The sequence below is a fragment of the Kitasatospora sp. NPDC001119 genome (assembly GCF_053598475.1).
Genome location: NZ_JBSFKI010000002.1, coordinates 172,796 through 195,489 on the forward strand (window position 1 = coordinate 172,796; position 22,694 = coordinate 195,489).

Below are 22,694 nucleotides of genomic sequence, written 5' to 3' on the forward strand. Positions count from 1 at the left end.
TTCGCATGCCCGCCCGAAGACCTGACCCTTCCGGCTCCCTCCACTGGTTGACGCTGCATCACCTAACTCCTACTCTCGTGAATACCGGTTAGGCAGCTGCCTCACCGGCAGCCGAAGCCTCCGGGAGTGACCAGGCATGTCCAGCACCGCCCAGCTCCGCACCCTGCAGACCGGCCACGTGGGCCTGAACGTCACCGACCTGGCCCGCTCGATCGCCTTCTACCGCGCCGTGTTCGGCCTCGACGTCACCGCCGAGGGCACCGACCCCGAGCGCCGCCACGCCTTCCTCGGCCGCGACGGCCGCCTGGTGGTGACGCTCTGGCAGCAGAGCGCGGGCCGCTTCGCCCCCGGCAACCCCGGCCTGCACCACCTCTCCTTCGAGGTCGAGAGCCTCGACGAGGTCCGCGCCACCGAGCGGCTGCTGCGCGAACTCGGCGCCGAGTTCGCCTACGACGGCGTCGTCCCGCACAGCGAGGGCTCGGCCTCCGGCGGCATCTTCTTCACCGACCCGGACGGCATCCGGCTGGAGGTCTACACCCGCACCGGCGTGGCCGGGACCGCGGCCGCCGCCCCCACCGCCACCGCCCCGACCTGCGGGTTCTTCTAGGAACCGGGCCCGGCCATGACCACCACCAGCACGCCGTACCACCCCGGCGAGCGGGCCGCCCAGGCCCGGGCCGGCCGGACCGAGCGGGCCGACCACGCCGGCCGGTCGATCCGCCGCACCGTCCCGGCGGTCGCCGCCCGCTTCCTGGCCGAGCGCCGGATGCTGGTCCTCGGCGCCGCCGACCGGGACGGCCGGGTCTGGGCCACCCAGCTGGCCGGCCCGGCGGGCTTCCTCACCGCCCCGGACGAACGCACCATGGCCGTCGCCGCCCTCCCGGCCGGGGCCGACCCCCTGGCCGAGGCACTGGCCGGCCCCGCCCGGGTCGGCACGATCACGCTGGACCCGGCCGGCCGGCGCCGGATGCGGCTCAACGGCCGCTCCGTCCCGGACGGCCGGGGCGGACTGCGGGTGCACGCCGACGAGGTGGTCGCCAACTGCCCGAAGTACATCCAGCGCCGCACCCCGACGGACCGCCCGGCCGCCGGCCCGCCCCGTACGGTCGCCGCCGGACCGGTGCTGACCACCGCCCAGCGGCTGGCGGCGGCCACCGCGGACACCTTCTTCATCGCCAGCACCGGCCCGGACGGCAGCGTGGACGCCTCCCACCGCGGCGGCTTCCCCGGCTTCCTGGAACCGGTGGCGCCGAACCGACTGCGCTGGCCCGAGTACCCGGGCAACAGCATGTTCCTGACGCTCGGGAACCTGGAGCTGGACCCGCGGGCCGGCCTGCTGCTGCCCGACTGGGAGACCGGCGGGGCGCTGCTCGTCACCGGCGAGGCCCGCACCGACTGGTCCGAGGAGGCCCGGCAGGGCGTCCCGGGCGCCGAGCGGATGGTCGAACTGACCGTCACCGGCGTGCTCGAACTGGCCGACGCCACCCCGCTGACCTGGACCGACCCGGAGTACTCGCCCGCCATCCCGCGCTGACCCCGCCTCACCTCTCCTAAGCCCTCCCACCGACCCACGCCACGCCCGGGAGCCGAACGGGTCTCACCCGTTCGGCCTAACCCACCGTGACTCATCGCGCCCGCTTTGGGACTTTGGTCCGGATAACACGCGGAATAGTCCGGGAAAGAGGCGGAGCATGACCCTGACCGACCCCCTGTCCCCGCTCATCGAGTTCGACGACGTCGAACCGGCGGAGGACTGCATATGCGGGGGCTGCAACGCCCGCCGACGAGCACGGCTGCACGCCGCGCCCGTCCACGAGGGCGGACACGCCTCCGCCCGCAGCGTCCGCCGCCGGGCCGCCGTCCTGATGGCCGCCGTGGGCACCGCGCTGGGCGGCGGAGCGGCCGCCGCCGGCACCGCCACCGCGGCCCCCGCGCCCGGCCCCACCCCGGGCGGCAACAGCAGCAGCCAGTCCCAGACCCCCCAGGGCGAGGTCAGCGGCCTCTACGGCCAGGCCCCCGGCGCCCGTACCTTCGCCGCGCCGCGCGCCGCCGCGGCGCCGCTCACCCGGGCCCAGATCATCCAGCGCGCCCAGACCTGGGTCGACCAGGGCGTGCCGTACAGCATGAGCCGCTACTGGTCGGACGGCTACCGCCAGGACTGCTCCGGCTTCGTCTCGATGGCCTGGGGCCTGGGCAGCAGTCAGACCACCTGGACACTGCCCAACTTCGCCGAACGGATCGGCAAGAACGACCTCCAGCCCGGCGACGTCCTCATCTACAACAACCCGGCCAACCCCCAGGCCGGCTCGCACGTCACGATCTTCGGCGGCTGGGCCGACTCCTCCCGCACCAAGTACGTCGCCTACGAGCAGACCGGCCCATCCGCCAAGAAGCGCTCCACCCCGTACGCGTACTGGAACAACTCCGGCTCCTACGTCCCGTACCGCTACACCGGCCTGTCCTCCGGCAGCAACGACGGCGGCGGCACCTCCTCCACCGCCTTCCCCGGGGCCGACAAGTTCGGCCCCGGCGCCAACAACGCGTCCGTCACCAGGCTCGGCCAACTGCTGGTGCAGCGCGGCGGCGCCGGGTTCTACTCCGAGGGCCCCGGCCCGCGCTGGGGCGAGGCCGACCGCAAGGCCACCCAGGCCTTCCAGCAGGCCCAGGGCTGGCGCGGCGCCGAGGCCGACGGCATCCCCGGCAAGGACACCTGGGACTACCTGGTCAACGGCAAGGGCCGCAACATCGGCGGCGGGGGAGGCACCCCGCTGCCGCCTCCGCCGCCGCCCGTCACCGGGGGCTCCGCCTTCCCCGGCGCGCAGTACTTCGGGCCCGGCCAGAGCAACGACCACATCCGGCAGCTCGGCGAGCAGCTGGTCCGCAAGGGCTTCGGCGGCTCGTACAGCGTCGGCCCGGGACCGCGCTGGACGGAGAGCGACCGCCGGGCCGTCCAGGCCTTCCAGCAGGCCCAGGGCTGGCGCGGCAGCGAGGCCGACGGCTACCCGGGCCCCGACACCTGGCGCCGGCTCTTCTCCTGACGCCCCCTCCGAGGCGCGGTGCCCACCCGGGCGCCGCGCCTCAGCGCTTCCCCGACATCCAGTGGAACAGGCCCATCCCGACGCTGGTCGCCAGGTTGAAGCTGGACACCCCGGGCCGCATCGGCACCGCCACCAACCGGTCGGCGCGGTCCTTGAGTTCCGCCGACACACCGTGCCGCTCCGTCCCGAAGGCGAGCAGCGCGTCGTCCGGGAACGGCACGTCCCGGATGTCCGCGCCCTCCGGGTCCAGCACGTACAGCGGCCCGTCCGGCAGCTCCGGCAGGGCCAGCCGCTCCACTGCGGTCGCGAAGTGCAGCCCGGCGCTCCCCCGCAGCACGTTCGGGTGCCACGGATCCAGGTCCCCGGTGGTCACCACCCCGGTGGCACCGAAGCCCGCCGCGAGCCGGATCACCGCCCCGACGTTCCCCAGGTTGCGCGGGTTCTCCAACAGCACCACCGGCGCCCGGCGCGGCAGCCGGCCCAGCACCGCCCGGTTCGCCTCGACCCCGGGCCGCACCGCCAGCGCGACCACCCCGGTCGGGTGCAGCCGCGGCACCAGCCCCCGCAGCGCCGCCTCCGGCAGCTCCACCGCGAGCCCCTCCAGCGCCGGAACGACGTCCGGCGCCAACTCACCCGCCAGCGCCAGCAGCGCGCCCCGGTCCGCGGTCAGCACCCGCCGCACCTCGCCGCCGAACCGCAGCGCGTGCTTCAGCGCGTGGAAGCCGTCCAGCAGCACCGCCCCCGGCTCCCGCTCGGCCGCCCGCCACGCCCGCACCAGCCCGTCCTCGTCCGTCCTGTTCACTCCGCCATCGTCTCCCCCGGGCGCCCCGCCGCGGCGATCACCTCGTCGAAACCGAGCGCCCGCCCCGGCGGGCCGTCCGTCGTGGCGGCCAGGCCGGCCAGCGCGAGGTCCAGGTGCCGGTGGACCAGCGAGCCGTCCGCGTCCAGCGCCGCCAGGGCGCCCGGCAGCGGACGGGACACCCGGACGCAGAGCAGCACCAGGTCCCCCATCCCGACGTCGGGGCGCAGCCGCCCGGCCTCCCGCGCGGCGCGCAGCAGATCCTCGACGGCCTCCACGGTGCCCCGCCGGACCGCCAGCAGCTCCTCGTCCACCACCAGGCGCTCCAGCAGCACCACGATCGCCGCCCCCATCCGCAGATCGGCGGCGGCGTGCACGAAGCGGCGCAGCGCCTGCCAAGGGTCCGCCTCGACGCGCCGCGCCTCCTGCGCGGCCTCGCCGAGCCGGGCCAGCAGGTCGGTGACCAGCGCTCGGACCAGCGCCTCCCGGTCCGGGAAGCGCCGGTAGAGCGTGCCCGGGCCGACCCCGGCCCGCCGCACCACCGCGTCCAACGGGGCGTCCGGGCCCCGCTCCAGGAACACCTCGCAGGCGGCGTCCAGGATCCTGCGCCGGCTGCGTTCCGCGTCGGCCCTCATCCACAACTCCCTAACCGGAGAAAATCTCTCCCCCTATGCTAGCGTCACCAGAAGCGGAGAAAAACTCTCCGCCTCTCCCGGAGGAGCGCCACCATGCCGACCAGCCTCACCATCCGCACCGAGATCGACGGCACCCCCCACCCCCGCGAGGCCGTCCTCGCCTGGGAACTCGACCGCGCCCGCGCCGCCCTGCACCTCCTCAAGCAGCGCCTCGGCGACACCCGCACCCGCGAACTCCTCACCCCCGACACCACCGCCGCCGACACCGCCCTGACCACCTGGGCCCAGGCCTCCGCCGGCCACTGGAGCACCGCCGTCACCGAACTCACCGCCACCGGCATCGACGCCCGGACCTTCCTCACCTGGTGGCAGACCCGCCTCCACTCCGGCGACCGCACCGCCCTCCTCGCCGCCAACCCCGAGCACTACCTCGCCGACTCCACCGGCGACCGGGTCGAGATCATCGAAACCCTCGGCACCACCCCGACCCGCTTCTTCCTCCATTTCCACGACACCCCCGGCAACGCCACCTTCCCCGTCCGCATCGGCGGCACCGGCACCCTCGCCGACGGCACCGAAGTCCTCCACGTCATGCACGAGTTCGCCGACACCCCCGACGGCCTCCGCATCCGCCTCACCGTCCAGTTCCCCGAAGCCGCCCCCGACCTCCTCCCCATCGGCCACCAGTGGCACTTCGCCTGCGAGTTCACCAACTGGCTCCAAGCCGCCCACGCCGCCTGACAGCCCCACTCCCCTCAACACCCACCCCCTCAGCCCCCCACCTCCCGCACCAGGGCCACCTCCCGCACCCCCACCCGCCCCGCCCCTCCCCTCTGGCGAGAGGGACGCGCTGCGGGAGGGGGTGGCGCAGGGGGTGGCCGCGGAGAGGGGCGTGACGGGTGATTTTCAGACTGCCAACGGTCTGAACGCCCCACCTCCAGGGTTGGCAGTCTGAAAATCACCCAGCCCCCGGAGCGGCCACCCCCGGAGCCGCCCCCGGCCCCCCACCCTCCCGAGAGCCCTCCCCCACAGAAGACCCCCGCAGAGCCCGCTCCAAGTCCCGCAGGGCCTGCCCCACCAACCGAACCCCCGCCCGCACCACATCCCGCTGCACCCCCGCCGGCGCCCCCGCCAACCCCTCCTCCAACCGCGCCTGCGCATCCCGCACCGCCCCGAACTCCACCGCCTGCCCCGTCAGCAGCGCCGCCGCCGCGAGCGCCGTCGCCAGCCGCAGCTCCTCCGCGTACTCCCCGGTCCCCGGCACGGGTTCCGCGTCCGCCGCCGGCAGGTGGGCCTCCAGCAGGACGGCCGCCCGCCCGAGGGCCCCGACCGCCGCCCGGGCCCGGTCGATCTGGCGCCGGCTGACCCCGGCCAGCCCGGTCTCGTGCCGTCCCGGTTCGGCGTCGGCCCGCTGCATCGCCTGGATCAGTTCGGACCGCGCCTCCCGCGAGTCCAGCAGCGCGCTCCGCACGACCCGCCCGCGCGGCGCCGCCGGCTTCTCGTAGCAGGCGATCACCGCTCCCGCGTACCGTCCGGCGGCCGCCAGCCACTCGGCGAGCCGTTCGCCGAGCCGGGCGGTCTGCCAGGTCGGGAACAGCGCGTACGTGACGAGCGCGATCGACCCGCCGAGCAGGGTGAGCCCGACCCGTTCGAAGGCCGTCACCAGCGGGTTGCCCTCCTGCAGCCCGAGCAGGAACACCACGTACGTGGAGATCCCGACGGTGGTGAGCGCGTACCCGGTGCGGAACGCGAGGTACGCCCCGCCGATGCAGACCACCGCCAGCGCGGCCAGCACCCATTCCCCGGGGTGGAGCAGCTGCACCACGAGCGTCGAGACGGCGACTCCGACCACCGTCCCGGCCAGCCGGGCGACGCCCCGGCTGTAGGTCTGCGCGAAGTCCGGCCGCATCACCATCGCGGCGGTCATCGGCGCCCAGTACCCGTGGTGGAACCCGACGAGCCGGGCCAGCAGGTAGGCGACGGTGACCACCCCGGCGAGCCGGACGGCGTGCTGGAAGATCGCCGAGCGCGGGTGCAGCTGCCGCCGGACGGCCCGCGCCGCGACCGGCAGCATCCGGGCGATGGTGGGCTTGCGCAGCGCCCCGCCGGCCCCGACCACGGGCGTGGTGATGGTGTCCTCGTCGTTGCGGTCCAGGGTGTCCGCGGCCTTGCGCAGCAGCCCGCCGAGCCGCCGGGCCGAGCGCCGGGCCGCGCCCTGGAGCCGCGGCCCGTCGTCGGAGCCGACCAGGGTGAGCGAGGGCGCGGAGCGGGGGAGCCGGACCGGGTCGCCGGTGCGGATCGCCCGGGCGAGGGCGTCCATGACCTCGGCGGCGGCCGCCAGCACCTCCCGGGCCCGGTCCCGTTCGGGCCCCTCCTCGGGGGCGCCCACCTTGGGGTCGGCGAGTGCGGCGAGGGTGGGCCGGATGCGCTCGGCGATGCCGCGCAGGCCGCGCAGCTCGGGCGGCCGGTGGCGGTCCTGCCAGGGGGTGAGGGCGGCCGCGTGGCGGGCCGTCATGAACGGTTCCGGGTCCACGTGCGCGGTCGGGTCCTGCCGCAACCGCCGGGCGTAGTCGGCGAGTTCGGCGTAGGTGTCGGCGAGGGCCTGCCGCTGGGCGGTCCAGCTGCCGATCGGCCAGACGGTGATGACGGTGGCCTGGACGACCCCGCCGAGGGCGGCGACCAGCCCGTGGCTGAGCGCGGTGACGGTGCTGACGGGGAGCTGGACGACGATCAGCATCACCGAGACGGTGTTGGTGGCGACCACCCCGGCGGTGGGCCCGATCGCCCAGGCCAGCCCGGCGCCGAAGGCCCAGACCGCGAGCAGTACCGGGAACAGTCCGGGGACGCCGGCGGCCAGGTAGCCGAGGAAGGTGCTGATGCCGAGTCCGGCCCCGGCCGCGACGGCGAGGCTGGCCCGGGGCCGGAAGCTGCGCTGGAAGGTCGCCGAGCCGGCGATGAACGCGCCCATCGCGGCCGAGGTGGCGAGCGCGACCCCGCCGAGCGCGAGGGTCGGGAAGAGCACCAGCGCCACCGCGACCGCCCCGCGCACCGCCCGCTTGGGGTCGGTGAGCGCCCGGTCCAGGGTGAGCCCGGTCCGCGCGGTGTCACGAAGTGCGGCGAACCAGGACATAGCGCCATCCTAGGGCGTGATCTCCGGGGCCGGGCCCGACCTCCGGCGGAGCCGCGCCGCCACCCACAGCAGGGCCCCGGTCGGCAGGAAGACCGCGTCCGCCGCGATCATCGCGAGCGAGAACACCGGCAGCCCGAGCACCACCGCGATCCCCGCGTGCTCCAGCACCATGACGGCCAGCAGGACGTTCTTGACCCGCCGGTTGACCAGCGTGAACGGGAACGCCACCTGGAGGACCACGGTGCCGTACGAGACCAGGAAGACCGGCAGCAGCGCCGAGCCGACCAGCGTGGACAGCCCCGGCCAGGGGGCGAAGTAGTCCAGGTGCAGCGGGTAGTACAGCGCGGTGCCGTCCTGCCAGCGCGAGCCCTGCACCTTGTACCAGCCGGCCGTGGCGTAGATCAGCACCACCTCGACGGCGATCACCAGCATCGCGCAGTTGTGCACCATGGTCGCCAGTGCGTCGAGCACCGCCCGCGGCTCGCCGTCCGGCCGCAGCCGGCCGAGCGTCCACCAGAGCCCGGCCACCGCCCAGAGCCCCCAGAACAGCGGCGACCAGCCGAGGTACGGGAAGGCCCGGTCGGTCCAGGTCAGGGTGTCGCCCGCGAAGCCGCCGAACTGACAGGCCGCCAGGACGGCCCCGAGCACCGCCCAGAGCACCACCCCGGTCCGCCCCGGCCGGGGCCTTCGGGCGTCCAGCGACCAGACCTCGGCGCAGCGGGTGAAGACCAGGTAGACCGCCATCAGGTGGACGACGTTGTCGCCGCCGTCGCCGAGGAAGACGTCGCGGTTCTGCAGGGACAGCACGGTGACCAGGAACAGCACCGTGCTCGCCCTGGTCCGCCAGCCCAGCAGCACGGCCAGGGCGGCCAGCACCGCCAGGTGGTAGACCAGCTCGAACCAGAGCCGCCCGCCGAACCAGGGCAGCACGGTGAGCGCCCCGTTGTCGGCCAGCAGCCGCTGGGCCAGCTCCGTCGACCAGGGGGACCGGTCGCCGTACAGCACCCGCCGGTGGGGCCACTCGCGCAGCAGGTAGGCCAGCCAGACCAGCCCGAAGCCGATCCGCACCACCGCGGCCTGGTGGCGGCCGAGCACCCGTCCGGTGAAGGCCTCCGCCGCCCGCCCGAGCGGCGCCCGCGGCCCGCGCGCCTGCCGCGCCTCCCGCGCCGCACCGGGCTCCGCCGGCCGCCCGGCCCCGGCCTGCCGCGGCACACCGCCGGACGGCACCGCCGCACCCGGCGGCAGCGCCCCGTCGGCCCGTACCGTCGCCTCGTTCATCCGAGCAGCCCCCGGTAGTCCTCGTCCGCCACCGGCCACCACGGCAGCTCACGCACCCGGGGCGCCGCCGGCGCGGGCTCGCCGCTCCAGGACGGCGGCGGGACGGTGACCGCGGTCGAGCGGAACTGGATCTCCAGGACCCGTTCGCCGTCCGCCTCCCGGCCGATCCGCTGCAGGGCGATCCGCTTGAGGTACTGCTCGGCGAGCCGGCCGCGCGGGGAGGCCGGGCTCTCGTCCTGAGGGTTGTGCGTGCCGTCGTAGAAGTCCCAGGCCCGGCGCAGCAGGTTCTGGTCGACGTGGCTGGGCGCCGGGTTGCCCCGTATCGCGGCGATGTCCTGCGCGGTCAGCCCGATCCAGTCCCCGGTACGGGTGGCCCCGGCGGGCGCGGCGGTGCGGACCCGGGCGTCCACGCTCACGTTCTGCTGGAGCGGGTTGGGCGCGAACAGCTTCCAGTTCTGCTCGAACTCCGGGTACACCAGGCCGTCGACCTCGTCCCGGTACTGCCGGGACACCGAGTTGGCGGGCGCGACGTGCAGGAAGACCGCGGCGAGGAACAGCCCGGTGCCGCCGGCCAGCACCGCCCCGGCGAAGCCGAGGACCAGCTGCGCGGGCCTGGACCAGGCCCGTCCGGCAGCCGGCCGGTCCGTCGTCTCGGTCATGGCCTCCCCCGACCGGTCGGCGGGCACCGCCGGCCCGGTGCCGGCGCGCTCGCGCGCGCCCATCCTGCCCTAAGGGCCGTGGGGCGGGGGCCGTCAGAGGACGAAGGCCTCCTGGCCGGTGCTGCTCACCATCGGACGGCCCGCGCCCTGCCAGGCGTACATCCCGCCGTCCACGTTCACGGCCTCCCGGCCCTGCTGCACCAGGTACTGGACGACCTGCGCGGAGCGGCCGCCGACCCGGCAGAGCACGTACAGCTTCTCGTCCGGCAGCTCGCCGAGCCGGGCGATCACCTCGCCGATCGGGATGTGCAGGGCGCCGTCCACGTGGCCGGCGTCCCACTCGTCCTGCTCGCGCACGTCCAGCAGGGCGGCGTCGGCGGGCACGGCGGCGGCGTCGGCGGAGGGGATCTGCGGGAACATCGTGTGGCTCTCCTGGGATTGGGTCGGGTGCGTGCCATTGTCGCCCACCGGCGCCGTGTCGTGGGCGCCGGAGGACGGGCCGTCCGCCGGGGCCGGGCCGCCGAGCAGCCGCGCCAGCTCGGCCTGCTGCCCGGCGGCCTTGGCCAGCAGCTCCTCGGCGAGCTGTTCCAGCAGCCGGTCCGGGTCCTGCGGGGCGAGGGCGAGCAGCTGCCCCATCGGGGTCTGCTCCAGCCGGACCTGCTCGGCGGCGGTCTCGGCGATCTTGGCGGTCAGCCAGTCCAGCCGGCGGCGCAGCCAGTCCGAGCGGTCGGGGGAGTCGACGGCCGGCGCGGCCTCCGGCGCGGTGGACCACTCGGCGGCCAGGGCCCCCAGCGCGCCCGCGTCCCCGTACGCGTAGGCCTCGTTGACCCGGACCAGGAAGGCGGCCCGGCGCTGCTGCTCGCCCGGGTCGGTGGTCAGGTCGGGGTGGGCGCGGCGGACCAGCTCGCGGTAGATCCGCTGGGCCTCCTTGCCGGGCCGCACCCGCTCCGGCGCGGCGGGCGGCGGCGGGGCCGGCTCGCCGTCCTGGCCGGTCTGCTCCCGCACCGAGTCGAACAGCGCGTCCAGGTCGGGCAGTTCGTCGACCTGCCGGCGCGCCTCGGCGGCCCGGCGCAGGTCCTCCGGCAGGCCGGTGCGGGCCGCCACGGCCTCGGCGACCAGCGCGTCCAGCTCGTCCAGCCGGGCGTAGAGCGGGCCGAGCAGCTGGTGGTGGATCAGCGCGAAGTTGTCGATCTCGACCCGCAGCGTCTGGACGTCCACGTCCATGCTGAGCCAGGCCAGCTCGGCGGCGGCGACCCGCTCCTCCAGTGCCTGCTGCTCCGGGTCGGTCCAGCGGGCGGGGCTCTGCGCGCTCAACTTCTCGCCTCTGTCTCGTCCGGCCGGCGGCGTCCTGCGGACCACTCGTACGGGCGGTCCGGCCTGCCACCCTACCGCCGTGATCGCGGGCCCCGTCCGGGTGAACCGGGGGTACGGACCGGCGTGCGGCGCGCGACACGCAACCGATCCTGAGGAATCTCCCCGTTTCGGTGTCGAGCCCGGCCCGGTCCGTGCTTCGCTGGTATCCGCACAGCGTGCCTTCCTCCGGAGAGACGGCCGCCCCGGGCGCGGCGGCCAGGCGGGAGCAGAGCGAATCCATGGTGGCCGAGTCCAACTCCACACCGCGGCCGGCGGGCGACGGAACCGCGCCGGGCGACCACCCGACGGGGGTGGCCGCCCTGGTCCGGCTCGCCCCCGTCCTGGTCGACCGGTCCGGCCGGATCGCGCGGTGGGGGCGAGCCGCCGAGGAGCTCTTCGGCCACCGCGCCGACGTCGCCCACGACCGCCCGGCCTCCGGCCTGCTGCCCGCCCTGGAGTCGCGGGTGCTCGAACGCTGCTCCGTCCGCCGCCCCTGCGACGCGTTCGACACCCTCGCCGAGCGGACCGCCGACGGCTGCCCCTGGATCGGAAGGCTGACCGTCACCGACCGCGAGGAGCACCAGCGCGACGTGCTCTGGTGGGCGTACCCGCTGCCCGGCCCGGTCGGCGGGCTGCTGGCGCTGGCCGCCGACGCCCGCCCGCTGCGCGCCACCGGGCCGCGGCTCGCGCTCGGCGAGCGGCTACTCCCCTTCGCCGCCGCGCCCGGCGTCCGGGGCGGCTTCCACGCCCTGGCCGCGGCGCTCACCCCGGCCGGCCTGCCGGTGCCCGAGCCGCTGGTCCGGCTGCTGCCCGCCGCCCACCGCGCGGCGCTGCTGGCCGCGCTGGAACGGGGCGGACTGCCCGCCCTGCGGCTGGACCCGGCCACCGTGCTGCCGGTGCTGCCCGCCGACGCCCAAACCGGCAGGGCGCAGGCGGCCGCCGGCCTCGGCCGCCGCTACCCGACGCCCCAGCAGCGGGTCGCCCGGGTCGGCCCGCCGCCGCAGCCCGAGCAGGGCGCGCCCGGCCGCCGTCCGCCCGGCCCGCTGCCCGTCCAGCGTGAGACCCCGGACCGCCCCGCCGCCCAGCCCGCGGCCCCCTCCGCCGTCCGGCCGGTGGCCGCCGTCGGCGGCGGCTCGGCGGGCGCCGGCCCGTCCGTCCCTCCCCCCGCCTCCGGCCGGGAGGTGCCCCCGCCCACCGCAGGAGCCGCAGCCATCGAGCACGCCACCGTCGAGCCGTCCGCCACCGGCCGTCCGCCGCTGCGCACCGACCAGGCCCCGCCCGCCGCCGTCCCGGTCCCTGCCCCCGCGGGCGGCGAGGGCCCGACCGGCGGCCGGCTCGGCCCGTTCCTCACCAACGGGCAGGCCGGCGAGCAGCTGGCCCTGCTGAACGAGGTCGGCGGCAAGGTCGGCACCACGCTGGACCTCGGCTTCACCGCCCACGAGCTCTGCCAGGTGCTGGTCCCCCGGGTCGCCGACTTCGCCTGCGTGGACCTGGTGGACGGGCTGATCTCGGACTCCGAGCTGCCGGCCGCCCGCCCGGACGACGACACCATGCTGCGCCGGGTCGCCCTGGTCTACAACGAGACCGGCGGCGTCTGGGACCACGTGCTCTCCGAGGGCTCGCTGGTCAGCATGCCCCGCCGCACCCCGCCCGGGATGGCCCTCCAGCTGAACCAGCCGGTGCTGGTCCCGGTGGTCAGCCCGGACGTCGCGGTCGACTACGCGATCGCGCTCGGCGACGCCCGGCTGACCCCGGTGGTCACCGGCCGCTCGATGCTGGTCGTCCCGCTCTCCGCCCGCGGCACCGTGCTGGGCATCCTCAAGCTGCTCCGGCTGCCGGACCGCGCGCCCTTCGACGAGAGCGACGCCGCGACGCTCAAGGAGCTGGCCGTCCGCGCCGCGCTGTCGCTGGACAACGCCCGGCTGCACCGCGCCGAGGCCAGGGTCGCCACCACCCTGCAGCGCTCGATGATCCCGACCCGCCCGCCGCAGATCCCCGGCGTGCAGATCGCCCACCGCTACCTGCCCGGCGACCCCAAGGCCGAGGTCGGCGGCGACTGGTTCGACGCGATCCAGCTGCCCGGCAGCCGGGTCGCCCTGGTGGTCGGCGACGTGATGGGCCACGGCATCCACTCCGCCGCCGCGATGGGCCGCTTCCGCACCGCGATGCAGACCCTCGCCGCCCTGGACCTGCCGCCCGGCCAGCTGCTGCGCCACCTGGACAACCTGGCCCACAAGCTCGGCGACGACCACCTCGCGACCTGCCTGTACGCGGTCTACGACCCGATCAACCGGACCTGCGAGCTGGCCAGCGCCGGCCACGTCCCGCCCGTCCTGGTGCACCCGGACGGCACCGGCGAGCTGCTGGAGATCCCGGCCGGCGCCCCGATCGGCGTCGGCGGGGTGCCGTTCGTCGCCAAGACCATCGACGTCTCGGACGGCTCGATGCTGGTGCTCTGCACCGACGGCCTGGTCGAGGTCCGGGGCGGGGACATAGGAGCCGGCCTGGCCGCGCTCTGCGGCAACCTGATCGACCCCCGGGAGAGCCCCGAGCAGGCCTGCGACGTGGTGCTGCGCCGACTGCACTCGGACGACCGCAAGGACGACGTCGCCCTGCTGGTGGCCCGCTTCGACGGGGTCGCCCCGTCCGAGGTGGCCACCTGGGACCTCACCGTGGACCACCGCGAGGTCGGCCGGGCCCGCTCGCTGGTCCGCGAGCAGCTGGCCGGCTGGCACCTGGAGGCGCTCAGCGACACCACCGAGCTACTGGTCAGCGAGCTGGTGACGAACGCCGTCCGGGTCGCCCGGGACACCGTGAAGCTCCAGCTGATCCGGGTGGACAAACTGCTGGTCGAGGTCAGCGACGACAACCACAACCTGCCCTCGCTGGAGCCGGCCGAGCAGCTCGGCGAGACCGGCCGCGGCCTCACCCTGGTCACCAAGCTCGCCGAGCGCTGGGGCACCGCCCGCAAGGCGGTGGGCAAGGTCGTCTGGTTCGAGCTCCCGCTCCCGCACGCCTGACGGCCGCACCGAGGGGCCCCGGACGCCGAACGGCCGCGTACGGGCACCCGTACGCGGCCGGCTTGAGCGCGGTCGGCGCCCGTCAGGGGATGACGGCCCCCGCCGAGGTGCGCCGCCGGGCCTCCACCGCGACCTCCCGCGAGGCGGCCGCGGCCACCGAGGCGGCGGCGCCGACCCCGGCCAGCACCCGCGGCCAGAAGTCCCCGAAGACCTCGACCGAGACGGCGATCAGCAGCGCGGTGATCACCGCGACCACGTGCTCCAGACCGGCCAGGTTCGGCAGCACGACCGCCTCGCCGATCATCACCGCCACCACCAGGCCGGCGGTGAGCCAGGCCCGGCAGCGGAACGCGATGCAGATCGCCAGCGCCACCACCGCGGCCGAGGGCCCGGTGTCCCGCACGTAGGCGACCCACTTCGGGAAGCCGAACAGGTGGTGCGGCCCGATCGCCACGCCGACCCGGGCGAACAGCGTGCCCGCCAGGGTGCAGGTGTAGGCGACCACCAGGGTCATCCGCCGGCCGAGCACGATCTCGGCGATCGAGAAGACCACGAACACCTGGGCCAGCGCCCCCCAGACCGGAAGGTCCAGCGCCGGCACGTACAGGGAGAGCGGCGTCCGCAGCAGCGAGACGTCCAGCGGCAGCGCCGCCCGCACCACCCCGATGTTGTTCACGAAACGCTCGCCGCCCGGCAGGTGCTGGACGACGCTGAACAGCAGGATCAGAAACGTCGCGACGGTGGCCAGGGGAACGGCGGCGAACTTCTTTCGCACCACCGCGTCCCGGACCGTCGCGAACAGCGTTCCCCACTCGGCGACAGCGGCCGCTCCGGCGATTGCCAGCGGCCCCTTTCGCACGCCCCCCGCGTGGGTCCTGTGCATCACAACAGTTTCTCCGAATCCCCGAACGCTCTACTACTCCAACATTAGAAGCCAGTTAACAAAGCCACATCGGCACGGATGGGGAGTCGGGTCATCCTCTGGGGGGAGGCAATCCCCCCATCAGCCCCCCAATTCGACCGGCCGGTCCCCTCCGCCCCCCGACGGAGGGCTACCCCTTCCCGTCCCGGGCCGCCACCGGGACCCGCGGCGCCACCACGGCGGCCCGGGCGTGCCGGCGGCGGAACAGGGCGGGCAGGCTCGGCGCGACGATGAAACCCTCGGCGCGCGCGCTCGCGATACCGATCCGCGGAATCTCGCTGCTCTTCTCGAAGAGCAGGTAACGCGGTTCCCAGATCGGGCGGTACTTGGCATTGGCGCGGTACAGCGACTCGATCTGCCACCAGCGAGAGAAGAATCCCAGGATCGAGCGCCACAGCCGCAGCACCGGGCCGGCGCCGAGGCGCGAACCGCGCTCGAAGACGGAACGGAACATCGCGAAGTTCAGCGACACCCGCTTCAGCCCGACCTCGTCGGCGCGCTGCAGCAGCTCGATGACCATGAACTCCATCAGGCCGTTCTCGGTGTCCCGGGCCCGGCGCATCAGGTCCAGCGAGAGCCCGTCCGGGCCCCACGGCACGAAGCTCAGCAGCGCCTTGAGCTCGCCGTCCCCGTCGTGGCACTCCAGCATCACGCAGCGGCCGTCGCCCGGGTCGCCGAGCCGGCCGAGCGCCATCGAGAAGCCGCGCTCGGTCGCCCCGTCGCGCCACTCGTCGGCCTTGGCCACCAGCTCGGCCATCTCCGCCTCGGAGATGTCCTCGTGCCGGCGGATCCGCACCGTGTACCCGGCCCGCTTGACCCGGTTGTAGGCCTGCCGGACCACCCGCATCGCGCGGCCGTCCAGCGAGAACTCGTCCAGCTCGACGATCGCCTCGTCGCCCAGCTCCAGCGCGTCCAGCCCGTGCCGGGCGTAGATCACCCCGGCCTCCTCGGAGGCGCCCATCACGGCCGGCGCCCAGGCGTGCTCGCGGGCCTCGGACAGCCAGGCGTCGATCGCGCCCGGCCAGGCCTCCGGGTCCCCGATCGGGTCGCCCGAGGCGAGCGAGACGCCGCCGATGACCCGGTAGGTGACCGCCGCCTTGCCGCTGGGGGAGAAGACCACCGCCTTGTCCCGGCGCAGCGCGAAGTAGCCGAGCGAGTCCCGCTCGCCCTGCTTCTCCAGCAGGCCGCGCAGCCTGGCCTCGTCCTCGGCGGTGAGCAGCTCCTTGCCGCGCGGGCTGCGGAAGGCGACGTACAGCACCAGCAGGAAGAGCACCGCGCCCATCGCGTTGATCGCGGCGTTCACCCAGGTCGGCGCGGCGATCACCGAGCGCAGGTGCTCGGTCGGGGTGATCGTGATCATCCGGCCGACCGAGTACCGGAACAGGTCCCAGAAGCCGGCGCCGGAGAGCTCGTTGGTCATCCAGACCAGCAGCGCGCCGACCCCGCCGCCGAACGCCAGCCCGCCGACGAAGGTGGCCGCCGCGGTCTTCGGGTTGGAGCTGTCGCCCTTGGACGTGAACTCCTTCCGCCCGACCAGCAGCGCCAGGACGAACAGGCAGGTCAGGACGGTGGAGAAGTAGTTGAGCGGGTGCCTGTTGAAGCGCTCGTCCGGCACCAGCATGAACGCCAGGTAGAGCAGCGCGAAGAGACCGCCGAGCGCCGTGTTGAAGATCCACGCGGCCCGCTTGCGCCGCCGCATCGCGATCGCGAGGAAGACCGACAGCACCGCGCTGGCCAGCCCGGAGGTCATCAGGTACGGGGTGAAGTACTCACCCTCGTTGTGCTCGCTGACCTGGTTCCGGAAGGGCACCAGCAGGACCGTCGCCACGTTCAGCAGCGCGATCAGCCGCAGGTACCAGACGGAGGCCGCGGCGGCCCTCGGACGCCAGCGACCGGGCTCGTCGACGGGCCGGGGCCCGGGGGACGTGGCGGACGGCTCCGACTTCACAGTGGACGACACAGCTCAATTCCAAACGATCAGATGGTGGGGCGCATCCGCGAACGGCCCGGCGCCGGGCGCCCGCTCGGGCCCGACGGACTGACCGGCGACCTCGCCCGGCCGACCGCCCGAAATGGAGAAGCGGCCGGAAAAGAGTCAGCCAACTCCATGTTTCCCCACCCAGCCTGAGAATTGCGTGAACCGGGTAGCGGATTCCCACCCCCGCCGAACGGCGGGGGTGACCGCCCGCCGCACGTTCGGCACCCCGCCCCGCCTACCCCTACCCTCGAAACGACCCACGCGGACCGCCCCGACCCGGCCGCCCGAACCGAGGAGGCACCATCACCACCACCCGCGTGCTGATCGTCGACGACGAGATCCTGGTCCGCTCCGGCCTGGGGCTGATCGTCGGCTCCGCCGCCGACCTGGAGGTGGTCGGCGACTGCTCCGGCGGGCAGGCCGAGGAGCACGTCCAGCGGCTGCGCCCGCACGTGGTGCTGCTCGACATCCGGATGCCCGACCTCGACGGCATCTCGGTGCTGCGCCGCCTGCGCGCCCTGCCCGACCCGCCCGCCGTGGCGATGCTCACCACCTTCGACACCGACGAGTACATCGGCACCGCGCTGCGGGCCGGCGCGGCCGGCTTCCTGCTCAAGGACACCGCCCCCGACCAGCTGGTGCACGCCGTCCGGGTGCTCGCGGCCGGCGGCAACATCCTCTCCCCGACCGTCACCCGCACCGTGATCGGCGGCTACGTGGACGGCGGCGGCCCGGACGCCGAGGCCACCGCGCTCGCCCGCACCCTCACCGGCCGCGAGCTGGACGTGCTCTCGCTGCTCGGCGAGGGCCTGTCCAACGCCGAGATCGCCGACCGGCTGTTCCTCGGCACCGGCACGGTCAAGGACCACATCAGCGCGATCCTCGGCAAGCTCGGCGCCGCCAACCGGGTCCAGGCCGCCGTCCTGGCCCACCGGGCCGGTCTGGTCCGGCCCAAGCCCGGCGACGGGGCATGACGACCGCCGACCAACTGCCGTCCCGACGGCTGCCGGCCTGGTGCACCGCCCCCTGGCTGATGCTGCTGCTGCCCGTCCTGTACGCCCTGCTGGACGCCGCCCTGGTGGCCCGGGAGGCCGCCTGGTGGCAGGTGGCGCTGTCCACGCTGGCCGCCGTCGCCCTGTTCTGGCGCCGCCGCTTCCCGGTGGTGGCACTGCTCCTCACCATGCCGGGCAGCTGGGTGGACGAGATCTGGCTGGCCCCGATCACGGCCGTCTACTCGGTGGCCGCCGAGCGCCCCCGCCCCCGGGTCGTGATCCCCTGCGGCGTCCTGTTCGCGCTGGTCGAGTTCTTCCACTGGCCGCTGCCCCAGGACGTCCTCGACCTCAGCCGCGCCACCGCACTGGACGCCATCCAGGCCGTGATGCTGGCGGCCGGCCCGGCCGCCACCGGTCTGCTCGCCCGCACCCGGCGGGAGCTGGCCGCCCGGCTGGACGAGCTGACCCGTGGCCAGGAGCGGGAGAGCCGGCTGCTGGCCGAGCGGGTGCTGATCAGCGAGCGCGGCCGGCTGGCCCGGGAGATGCACGACGTGGTCTCGCACCAGGTCAGCCTGATCAGCATCCAGGCGGGCGCGCTCCAGGTGAGCAGCCCCGACCCGGCCGCCGTGACCGCCGCCCGCACCATCCGGGAACTGTCCGTACGGACCCTGGACGAGCTGCGGCAGATGGTCGGGGTGCTGCGCGGCACCGGCGGACTGCCGGACGCCCCGCTCGCCCCGCAGCCCCGGCTGGCCGACCTGCCCCGGCTGATCGAGCAGAGCGGCCTGGCCGCGGACACCGAGCTGGTCCCCGGCGACCGCCCGTGGCCGGAGGCGGTCGAGCGGGCCGCCTACCGCACCGTCCAGGAGGCGCTCACCAACATCACCAAGTACGCCCCGGAGGCGGCGGTGCACGTCCGGGTCCGGGCGAAGGGCCGCCGGCTGCGCGTCGAGGTCCGCAACGAGGCCCCGCCGGTGCGTCCGGCCGAGACCCTGCCGGGCGGCGGCCACGGCCTGGTCGGCCTGCGCGAGCGCGCCCAGCTGCTGGGCGGCACCCTCACCGCCGGGCCGACCCAGGACGGCGGCTTCGAGGTCCGCGCCGAACTCCCGGCCAGCCGCGGCTGATCCCGCCCGCCCCCGAAATCCACGCCACCGGGGAGCGGACGACAAAAAAGCCCCGCAGATCCGTAGATCTGCGGGGCTTCGCTGTGCGCGAGGGGGGAGTTGAACCCCCACGCCCTTTCGGGCACTGGAACCTGAATCCAGCGCGTCTGCCTATTCCGCCACCCGCGCATGGGTGTTGTCCTCGTTGCCGACCGGTCTTCCGAACCACTCGGTACCATCGGTACTTCGCGCTTCCTGGACCGGCCTCCCTTTCGGGCGGCCCTTCCGACGTGGAAAACATTAGCACGACCTGGGGGGCTGCTCCGAATCCGTTGTCCGGGGAGGCCCACGGCACCCGAACCGATGCCCGACGCACGCCCGTGCGACTGCCGGAAGGGTGCTCCGACGGGCACACCTGGCGTGCCGTACCCGACATGCGTCACCCTGTGTGTCCGAGCCCACCCCCGGGCACCACACGGTCCGGGAACCGTACGGAAGGGCCCGGCGTGGATACGATCAGTACGGAAGTACCGCAAGTAGGAGGCGCGACCGGGTCCCGGGCGGGATCCGGCCGGCAGGCAGGCGAACGAACCCTGGAAGGGGGTGCCCCATGGGAGTGCTGAAGAAGTTCGAGCAGCGGCTCGAGGGTCTCGTCAACGGCACCTTCGCCAAGGTGTTCAAGTCCGAGGTCCAGCCCGTGGAGATCGCCGGAGCGCTGCAGCGCGAGTGCGACAACAACGCGAGCATCTGGAACCGCGACCGCACCGTCGTGCCGAACGACTTCATCGTCGAGCTGAGCCCGCACGACCACGAGCGGCTGAGCCCCTACTCCGGGCAGCTCGGCACCGAACTGGCCGGCATGGTCCGCGAGTACGCGGAGGCCCAGCGGTACACCTTCATGGGCCCGCTCCAGGTGAACCTGGAGAAGGCCGACGACCTGGACACCGGGCTGTACCGGGTGCGCAGCCGCACCCTCGCCGCCGAGGAGCCCCCGCAGCAGCAGCAGTACGCGCCGCCGCAGCCCGGCTACGACCGTGCGCCGGCCGCCCCGGCCCCCGGCGCACCGTGGCAGCAGCCCGGCGCCGGCCAGTACAACGCGCCCCCGCCGCCGGCCGCGCCCCCCGCGATGCCCCCCGGTCAGCCGGCGCCCGCGGGCGGCAACGTCCGGGCGTTCCCCGGCGCGGGCCACGGCGGCGCCGGGACGCGCCGCTGGATCGAGGTGAACGGCGCCCGCCACCAGATCACCGGCTCGGCCTGCGTGCTCGGCCGCTCGACCGAGGCGGACGTGCGGATCGACGACCCCGGGGTCTCCCGCAAGCACGCCGAGATCCGGCCCGGCACCCCTTCGATGGTGCTCGACCTGGGGTCCACCAACGGCATCGTGGTGGACGGACAGCACACCCAGCGCGCTACGCTCCGCGACGGCTCGCGAATCGTCGTGGGCTCCACCACCATCGTCTACCGGCAGGTCGAAGGGTAGTGTCCGAATTGTTCGCGCGCCTCGCTCACCGACTGGCGGGACGGTCATGTCAGAACTGACCCTCACGGTCATGCGGCTGGGCTTCCTGGCCGTGTTGTGGCTGTTCGTCATCGTCGCGATCCAGGTGATCCGCAGCGACCTGTTCGGCACCAAGGTGAACCCGCGCTCCTCCCGTCGGGGCGCGAGCGCCACGACCGGCGGCGGCGCGGCCACCTCGACCGCCGCACGCGCCGCGGCGCCGACCCAGGCCGGCCCCGCGGCGGCCCAGACCCAGGGCGGCGGCGGGCGCCGCCGCGGCGGTCCGACCCAGCTCGTCGTGGTGCAGGGCTCGCTGGCCGGCACCACGGTGGCGCTCCAGGGCCAGACCATCACGCTCGGCCGCGCGCACGACTCCACCATCGTGCTGGACGACGACTACGCGTCCTCCCGGCATGCCAGGATCTATCCGGATCAGACTGGGCAGTGGACGGTCGAGGATCTAGGCTCCACCAACGGCACCTATCTGGACCGGCAGCGCCTGACCGCGCCCACTCCGCTCCAGCCGGGCATGCCGATCCGTATCGGCAGGACCGTCATCGAACTGCGGAAGTAGTAGCGCATGAGGGACAGCATCCCGTCCATGACCCAGAGGGGGGCACAGGTCGCATGACCCTGGTGCTGCGCTTCGCCGCCGGCTCCCACAAGGGACTGATCCGGGAGGGGAACGAGGACTCCGGCTACGCCGGGCCGCGGCTGCTGGCCGTGGCCGACGGCATGGGCGGCGCCGCGGCCGGCGAGGTCGCTTCCTCCGAGGTGCTCGGCTCGATCGTCCGGCTGGACGAGGACGTGCCCGGCCCCGACCTGCTGACCCTGCTGGGCGACGCCGTCCAGGGCGCCAACGACCGGCTCCGGCAGATGGTCGAGGAGGACCCGCAGCTGGAGGGCATGGGCTGCACGCTCACCGCCATGCTGTGGACGGGCCAGCGGATGGGCATGGTGCACGTCGGCGACTCCCGCGCCTACCTGCTGCGCGACGGTTCCCTGGTGCAGATCACCCAGGACCACACCTGGGTGCAGCGCCTGGTCGACGAGGGCCGGATCACGCCCGAGGAGGCCGAGACCCACCCGCAGCGCTCGCTGCTGATGCGGGCGCTGGACGGCCGCGGCCAGGTCGAGCCCGACCTGTCGATCCGCGAGGTCCGGGCCGGCGACCGCTACCTGATCTGCTCCGACGGCCTCTCCGGCCCGGTCAGCCACCAGACCCTCCAGGACACCCTCGGCAGCTACTACGCGCCCGAGCAGACCGTGCAGGAGCTGATCCAGCTCGCGCTGCGCGGCGGCGGTCCGGACAACATCACCTGCATCGTGGCGGACGTCATCGACGTCGGCGCCACGGACACCATGAGCGGCCAGTTCAACGACGTCCCGGTGGTGGTCGGCGCGGTCGCCGACGCCCCGCCGTCCTCGGCCGCCGCCGACCGCTCGATCGCGGACACCCCGGCCGGCCGCGCCGCCGGTCTCGGCCGCGGCCCGCAGGGCGCCTTCGGCCCGGCCGAGGGCTACGCGGAGGGCTTCGGCCCCGCGCAGAACGGTTTCGGTCCCGCCGAGGGCTACGAGGGCGAGTACGGCCCCGGCTCCGGCGAGCCCTCGGTGTACGGCACCGAGGACTTCGACGAGGAGCGGCCCTCGAGGCGCAAGCGCAAGGGCCTGACGGTCTCGCTGGCCGCCCTGGTCACGCTGGGCCTGCTCGGCGGCGCCGGCTACTTCGGCTACCAGTGGACCCAGGACCAGTACTACGTCGGCACCCAGGACGACCACGTCGCGATCTACCAGGGCATCAACCAGAACCTGGCCGGGGTGAGCCTGTCCTCGGTGCACTCCTCGTACAGCAGGATCCAGCTGAAGTGGCTGCCCGAGGACCAGCAGGTCCACGTGAAGAAGACCATCTCGGTCGGCAGCATGAAGGACGCCCAGTCGACGGTCAACGAGCTCGACGGCTGGGTCCAGCTCTGCCAGAAGGCCGCCAGGGCGACCGCCCCGGCCGTACCGCCCGCCACCCAGGCGACGCAGGCCGCGTACCTGGCCAGCACGCCCACCCCGACCGAGAAGAACCGCGGTCCGGCCGCCACCACGCCGACCACCGCGCCCCCGGCCTCGCCGACCGCCCCGACGGCACCCGCCCCGGCGCCGAACGCGACCCCTCCGGCCACCGGCGCGCAGGGCGACCAGGCCCCCCCACTGACCGAAGAGGAACTCAGCCGGGCCAACTCCTGCCCGAAGCAGTGACGTCCGTGATCCGACATAGGACCGCCCCGAGCGGGTTTGCCG

18 protein-coding genes and 1 tRNA gene are annotated in these 22,694 nt (G+C 74.6%); 10 read left to right on the forward strand and 9 right to left on the reverse strand.

Annotated features, from left to right (window positions below; all coding sequences use genetic code 11):
* The first annotated feature begins 136 nt into the window (after positions 1-136).
* The 3 genes from ACWDD9_RS03160 (at position 137) to ACWDD9_RS03170 (ending at position 3,038) form a co-directional block, all read left to right on the forward strand.
* Positions 137-607, forward strand: a complete 471-nt coding sequence (locus ACWDD9_RS03160) for a VOC family protein (protein WP_449810669.1) — start codon at positions 137-139, stop codon at positions 605-607.
* 15 nt (positions 608-622) lie between these two features.
* A complete protein-coding gene (locus tag ACWDD9_RS03165; RefSeq protein WP_449810670.1) occupies positions 623-1,534 on the forward strand; it encodes a pyridoxamine 5'-phosphate oxidase family protein in 912 nt (303 codons plus the stop codon).
* Positions 1,535-1,691: 157 nt separating this feature from the next.
* On the forward strand, positions 1,692-3,038 hold the full coding sequence (locus tag ACWDD9_RS03170; RefSeq protein WP_387970874.1) for a peptidoglycan-binding protein: 1,347 nt from the start codon (positions 1,692-1,694) through the stop codon (positions 3,036-3,038).
* A gap of 40 nt (positions 3,039-3,078) precedes the next feature.
* Here ACWDD9_RS03170 and ACWDD9_RS03175 read toward each other — a convergent pair whose 3' ends face one another.
* Both ACWDD9_RS03175 and ACWDD9_RS03180 read right to left on the reverse strand, forming a co-directional pair.
* Complete coding sequence (locus ACWDD9_RS03175; RefSeq protein WP_380740683.1) at positions 3,079-3,840, reverse strand: TrmH family RNA methyltransferase; 762 nt, start codon at positions 3,838-3,840, stop codon at positions 3,079-3,081.
* A complete protein-coding gene (locus ACWDD9_RS03180) occupies positions 3,837-4,472 on the reverse strand; it encodes a TetR family transcriptional regulator (protein ID WP_449810671.1) in 636 nt (211 codons plus the stop codon). The genes ACWDD9_RS03175 and ACWDD9_RS03180 overlap by 4 nt, the downstream gene beginning before the upstream one ends.
* A gap of 93 nt (positions 4,473-4,565) precedes the next feature.
* On the opposite strand from ACWDD9_RS03180, the gene ACWDD9_RS03185 reads away from it, so the two are divergent.
* Complete coding sequence (locus ACWDD9_RS03185) at positions 4,566-5,213, forward strand: hypothetical protein (protein ID WP_449810672.1); 648 nt, start codon at positions 4,566-4,568, stop codon at positions 5,211-5,213.
* A 217-nt stretch (positions 5,214-5,430) separates the two neighbouring features.
* On the opposite strand, the gene ACWDD9_RS03190 is transcribed toward ACWDD9_RS03185, so the two are convergent.
* The 4 genes from ACWDD9_RS03190 to ACWDD9_RS03205 all read right to left on the reverse strand — a co-directional run bounded on the left by ACWDD9_RS03190 (position 5,431) and on the right by ACWDD9_RS03205 (position 10,853).
* Positions 5,431-7,602 (reverse strand): FUSC family protein, encoded by a 2,172-nt coding sequence (locus ACWDD9_RS03190; RefSeq protein ID WP_074001958.1) that lies wholly within the window; start codon positions 7,600-7,602, stop codon positions 5,431-5,433.
* Positions 7,603-7,611: 9 nt separating this feature from the next.
* Complete coding sequence (locus ACWDD9_RS03195) at positions 7,612-8,880, reverse strand: HTTM domain-containing protein (RefSeq protein WP_449810673.1); 1,269 nt, start codon at positions 8,878-8,880, stop codon at positions 7,612-7,614.
* Positions 8,877-9,539 (reverse strand): DUF5819 family protein, encoded by a 663-nt coding sequence (locus tag ACWDD9_RS03200; protein WP_049660264.1) that lies wholly within the window; start codon positions 9,537-9,539, stop codon positions 8,877-8,879. The genes ACWDD9_RS03195 and ACWDD9_RS03200 overlap by 4 nt, the downstream gene beginning before the upstream one ends.
* A 93-nt stretch (positions 9,540-9,632) precedes the next feature.
* Positions 9,633-10,853 (reverse strand): rhodanese-like domain-containing protein, encoded by a 1,221-nt coding sequence (locus ACWDD9_RS03205; protein WP_449810674.1) that lies wholly within the window; start codon positions 10,851-10,853, stop codon positions 9,633-9,635.
* Between the two features lie 215 nt (positions 10,854-11,068).
* Here ACWDD9_RS03205 and ACWDD9_RS03210 point away from each other — a divergent pair, with 215 nt between their 5' ends.
* Entirely contained in the window at positions 11,069-13,912 is a 2,844-nt protein-coding gene (locus tag ACWDD9_RS03210) for a SpoIIE family protein phosphatase (RefSeq protein ID WP_449810675.1), read from the forward strand.
* Positions 13,913-13,994: 82 nt separating this feature from the next.
* Here ACWDD9_RS03210 and ACWDD9_RS03215 read toward each other — a convergent pair whose 3' ends face one another.
* Positions 13,995-14,795: a hypothetical protein gene (locus ACWDD9_RS03215; protein ID WP_159028583.1), complete on the reverse strand. Its 801-nt coding sequence runs from the start codon at positions 14,793-14,795 to the stop codon at positions 13,995-13,997.
* Between the two features lie 169 nt (positions 14,796-14,964).
* The gene (locus ACWDD9_RS03220; RefSeq protein ID WP_449810676.1) at positions 14,965-16,794 is read right to left on the reverse strand and encodes a phosphatidylglycerol lysyltransferase domain-containing protein; all 1,830 of its coding nucleotides are present in this window, start codon (positions 16,792-16,794) and stop codon (positions 14,965-14,967) included.
* A gap of 338 nt (positions 16,795-17,132) precedes the next feature.
* Here ACWDD9_RS03220 and ACWDD9_RS03225 point away from each other — a divergent pair, with 338 nt between their 5' ends.
* Both ACWDD9_RS03225 and ACWDD9_RS03230 read left to right on the forward strand, forming a co-directional pair.
* Positions 17,133-17,786: a response regulator gene (locus ACWDD9_RS03225; RefSeq protein WP_234348583.1), complete on the forward strand. Its 654-nt coding sequence runs from the start codon at positions 17,133-17,135 to the stop codon at positions 17,784-17,786.
* Positions 17,783-18,928, forward strand: a complete 1,146-nt coding sequence (locus tag ACWDD9_RS03230) for a sensor histidine kinase (protein ID WP_079272002.1) — start codon at positions 17,783-17,785, stop codon at positions 18,926-18,928. The genes ACWDD9_RS03225 and ACWDD9_RS03230 overlap by 4 nt, the downstream gene beginning before the upstream one ends.
* Before the next feature lie 84 nt (positions 18,929-19,012).
* On the opposite strand, the gene ACWDD9_RS03235 is transcribed toward ACWDD9_RS03230, so the two are convergent.
* Positions 19,013-19,096 (reverse strand) — tRNA-Leu (locus ACWDD9_RS03235).
* A 421-nt stretch (positions 19,097-19,517) separates the two neighbouring features.
* On the opposite strand from ACWDD9_RS03235, the gene ACWDD9_RS03240 reads away from it, so the two are divergent.
* Genes ACWDD9_RS03240 through ACWDD9_RS03250 form a run of 3 tightly spaced genes read left to right on the forward strand, consistent with a single transcriptional unit; the run spans position 19,518 to position 22,652 of the window.
* A complete protein-coding gene (locus ACWDD9_RS03240) occupies positions 19,518-20,387 on the forward strand; it encodes an FhaA domain-containing protein (protein WP_074001954.1) in 870 nt (289 codons plus the stop codon).
* Positions 20,388-20,433: 46 nt separating this feature from the next.
* A complete protein-coding gene (locus tag ACWDD9_RS03245; protein WP_074001953.1) occupies positions 20,434-20,979 on the forward strand; it encodes an FHA domain-containing protein FhaB/FipA in 546 nt (181 codons plus the stop codon).
* A gap of 53 nt (positions 20,980-21,032) precedes the next feature.
* A complete protein-coding gene (locus ACWDD9_RS03250) occupies positions 21,033-22,652 on the forward strand; it encodes a PP2C family protein-serine/threonine phosphatase (protein ID WP_380777574.1) in 1,620 nt (539 codons plus the stop codon).
* Positions 22,653-22,694: the final 42 nt, after the last annotated feature.

Coding starts and splice junctions, on each gene's coding strand:
- ACWDD9_RS03245 (WP_074001953.1), top strand. CDS start 20,434: ATGTCAGAACTGACCCTCACGGTCATGCGGCTGGGCTTCCTGGCCGTG.
- ACWDD9_RS03250 (WP_380777574.1), top strand. CDS start 21,033: ATGACCCTGGTGCTGCGCTTCGCCGCCGGCTCCCACAAGGGACTGATC.
- ACWDD9_RS03165 (WP_449810670.1), top strand. CDS start 623: ATGACCACCACCAGCACGCCGTACCACCCCGGCGAGCGGGCCGCCCAG.
- ACWDD9_RS03195 (WP_449810673.1), bottom strand. CDS start 8,880: ATGAACGAGGCGACGGTACGGGCCGACGGGGCGCTGCCGCCGGGTGCG.
- ACWDD9_RS03200 (WP_049660264.1), bottom strand. CDS start 9,539: ATGACCGAGACGACGGACCGGCCGGCTGCCGGACGGGCCTGGTCCAGG.
- ACWDD9_RS03185 (WP_449810672.1), top strand. CDS start 4,566: ATGCCGACCAGCCTCACCATCCGCACCGAGATCGACGGCACCCCCCAC.
- ACWDD9_RS03215 (WP_159028583.1), bottom strand. CDS start 14,795: ATGCACAGGACCCACGCGGGGGGCGTGCGAAAGGGGCCGCTGGCAATC.
- ACWDD9_RS03160 (WP_449810669.1), top strand. CDS start 137: ATGTCCAGCACCGCCCAGCTCCGCACCCTGCAGACCGGCCACGTGGGC.
- ACWDD9_RS03180 (WP_449810671.1), bottom strand. CDS start 4,472: ATGAGGGCCGACGCGGAACGCAGCCGGCGCAGGATCCTGGACGCCGCC.
- ACWDD9_RS03240 (WP_074001954.1), top strand. CDS start 19,518: ATGGGAGTGCTGAAGAAGTTCGAGCAGCGGCTCGAGGGTCTCGTCAAC.
- ACWDD9_RS03170 (WP_387970874.1), top strand. CDS start 1,692: ATGACCCTGACCGACCCCCTGTCCCCGCTCATCGAGTTCGACGACGTC.
- ACWDD9_RS03230 (WP_079272002.1), top strand. CDS start 17,783: ATGACGACCGCCGACCAACTGCCGTCCCGACGGCTGCCGGCCTGGTGC.
- ACWDD9_RS03190 (WP_074001958.1), bottom strand. CDS start 7,602: ATGTCCTGGTTCGCCGCACTTCGTGACACCGCGCGGACCGGGCTCACC.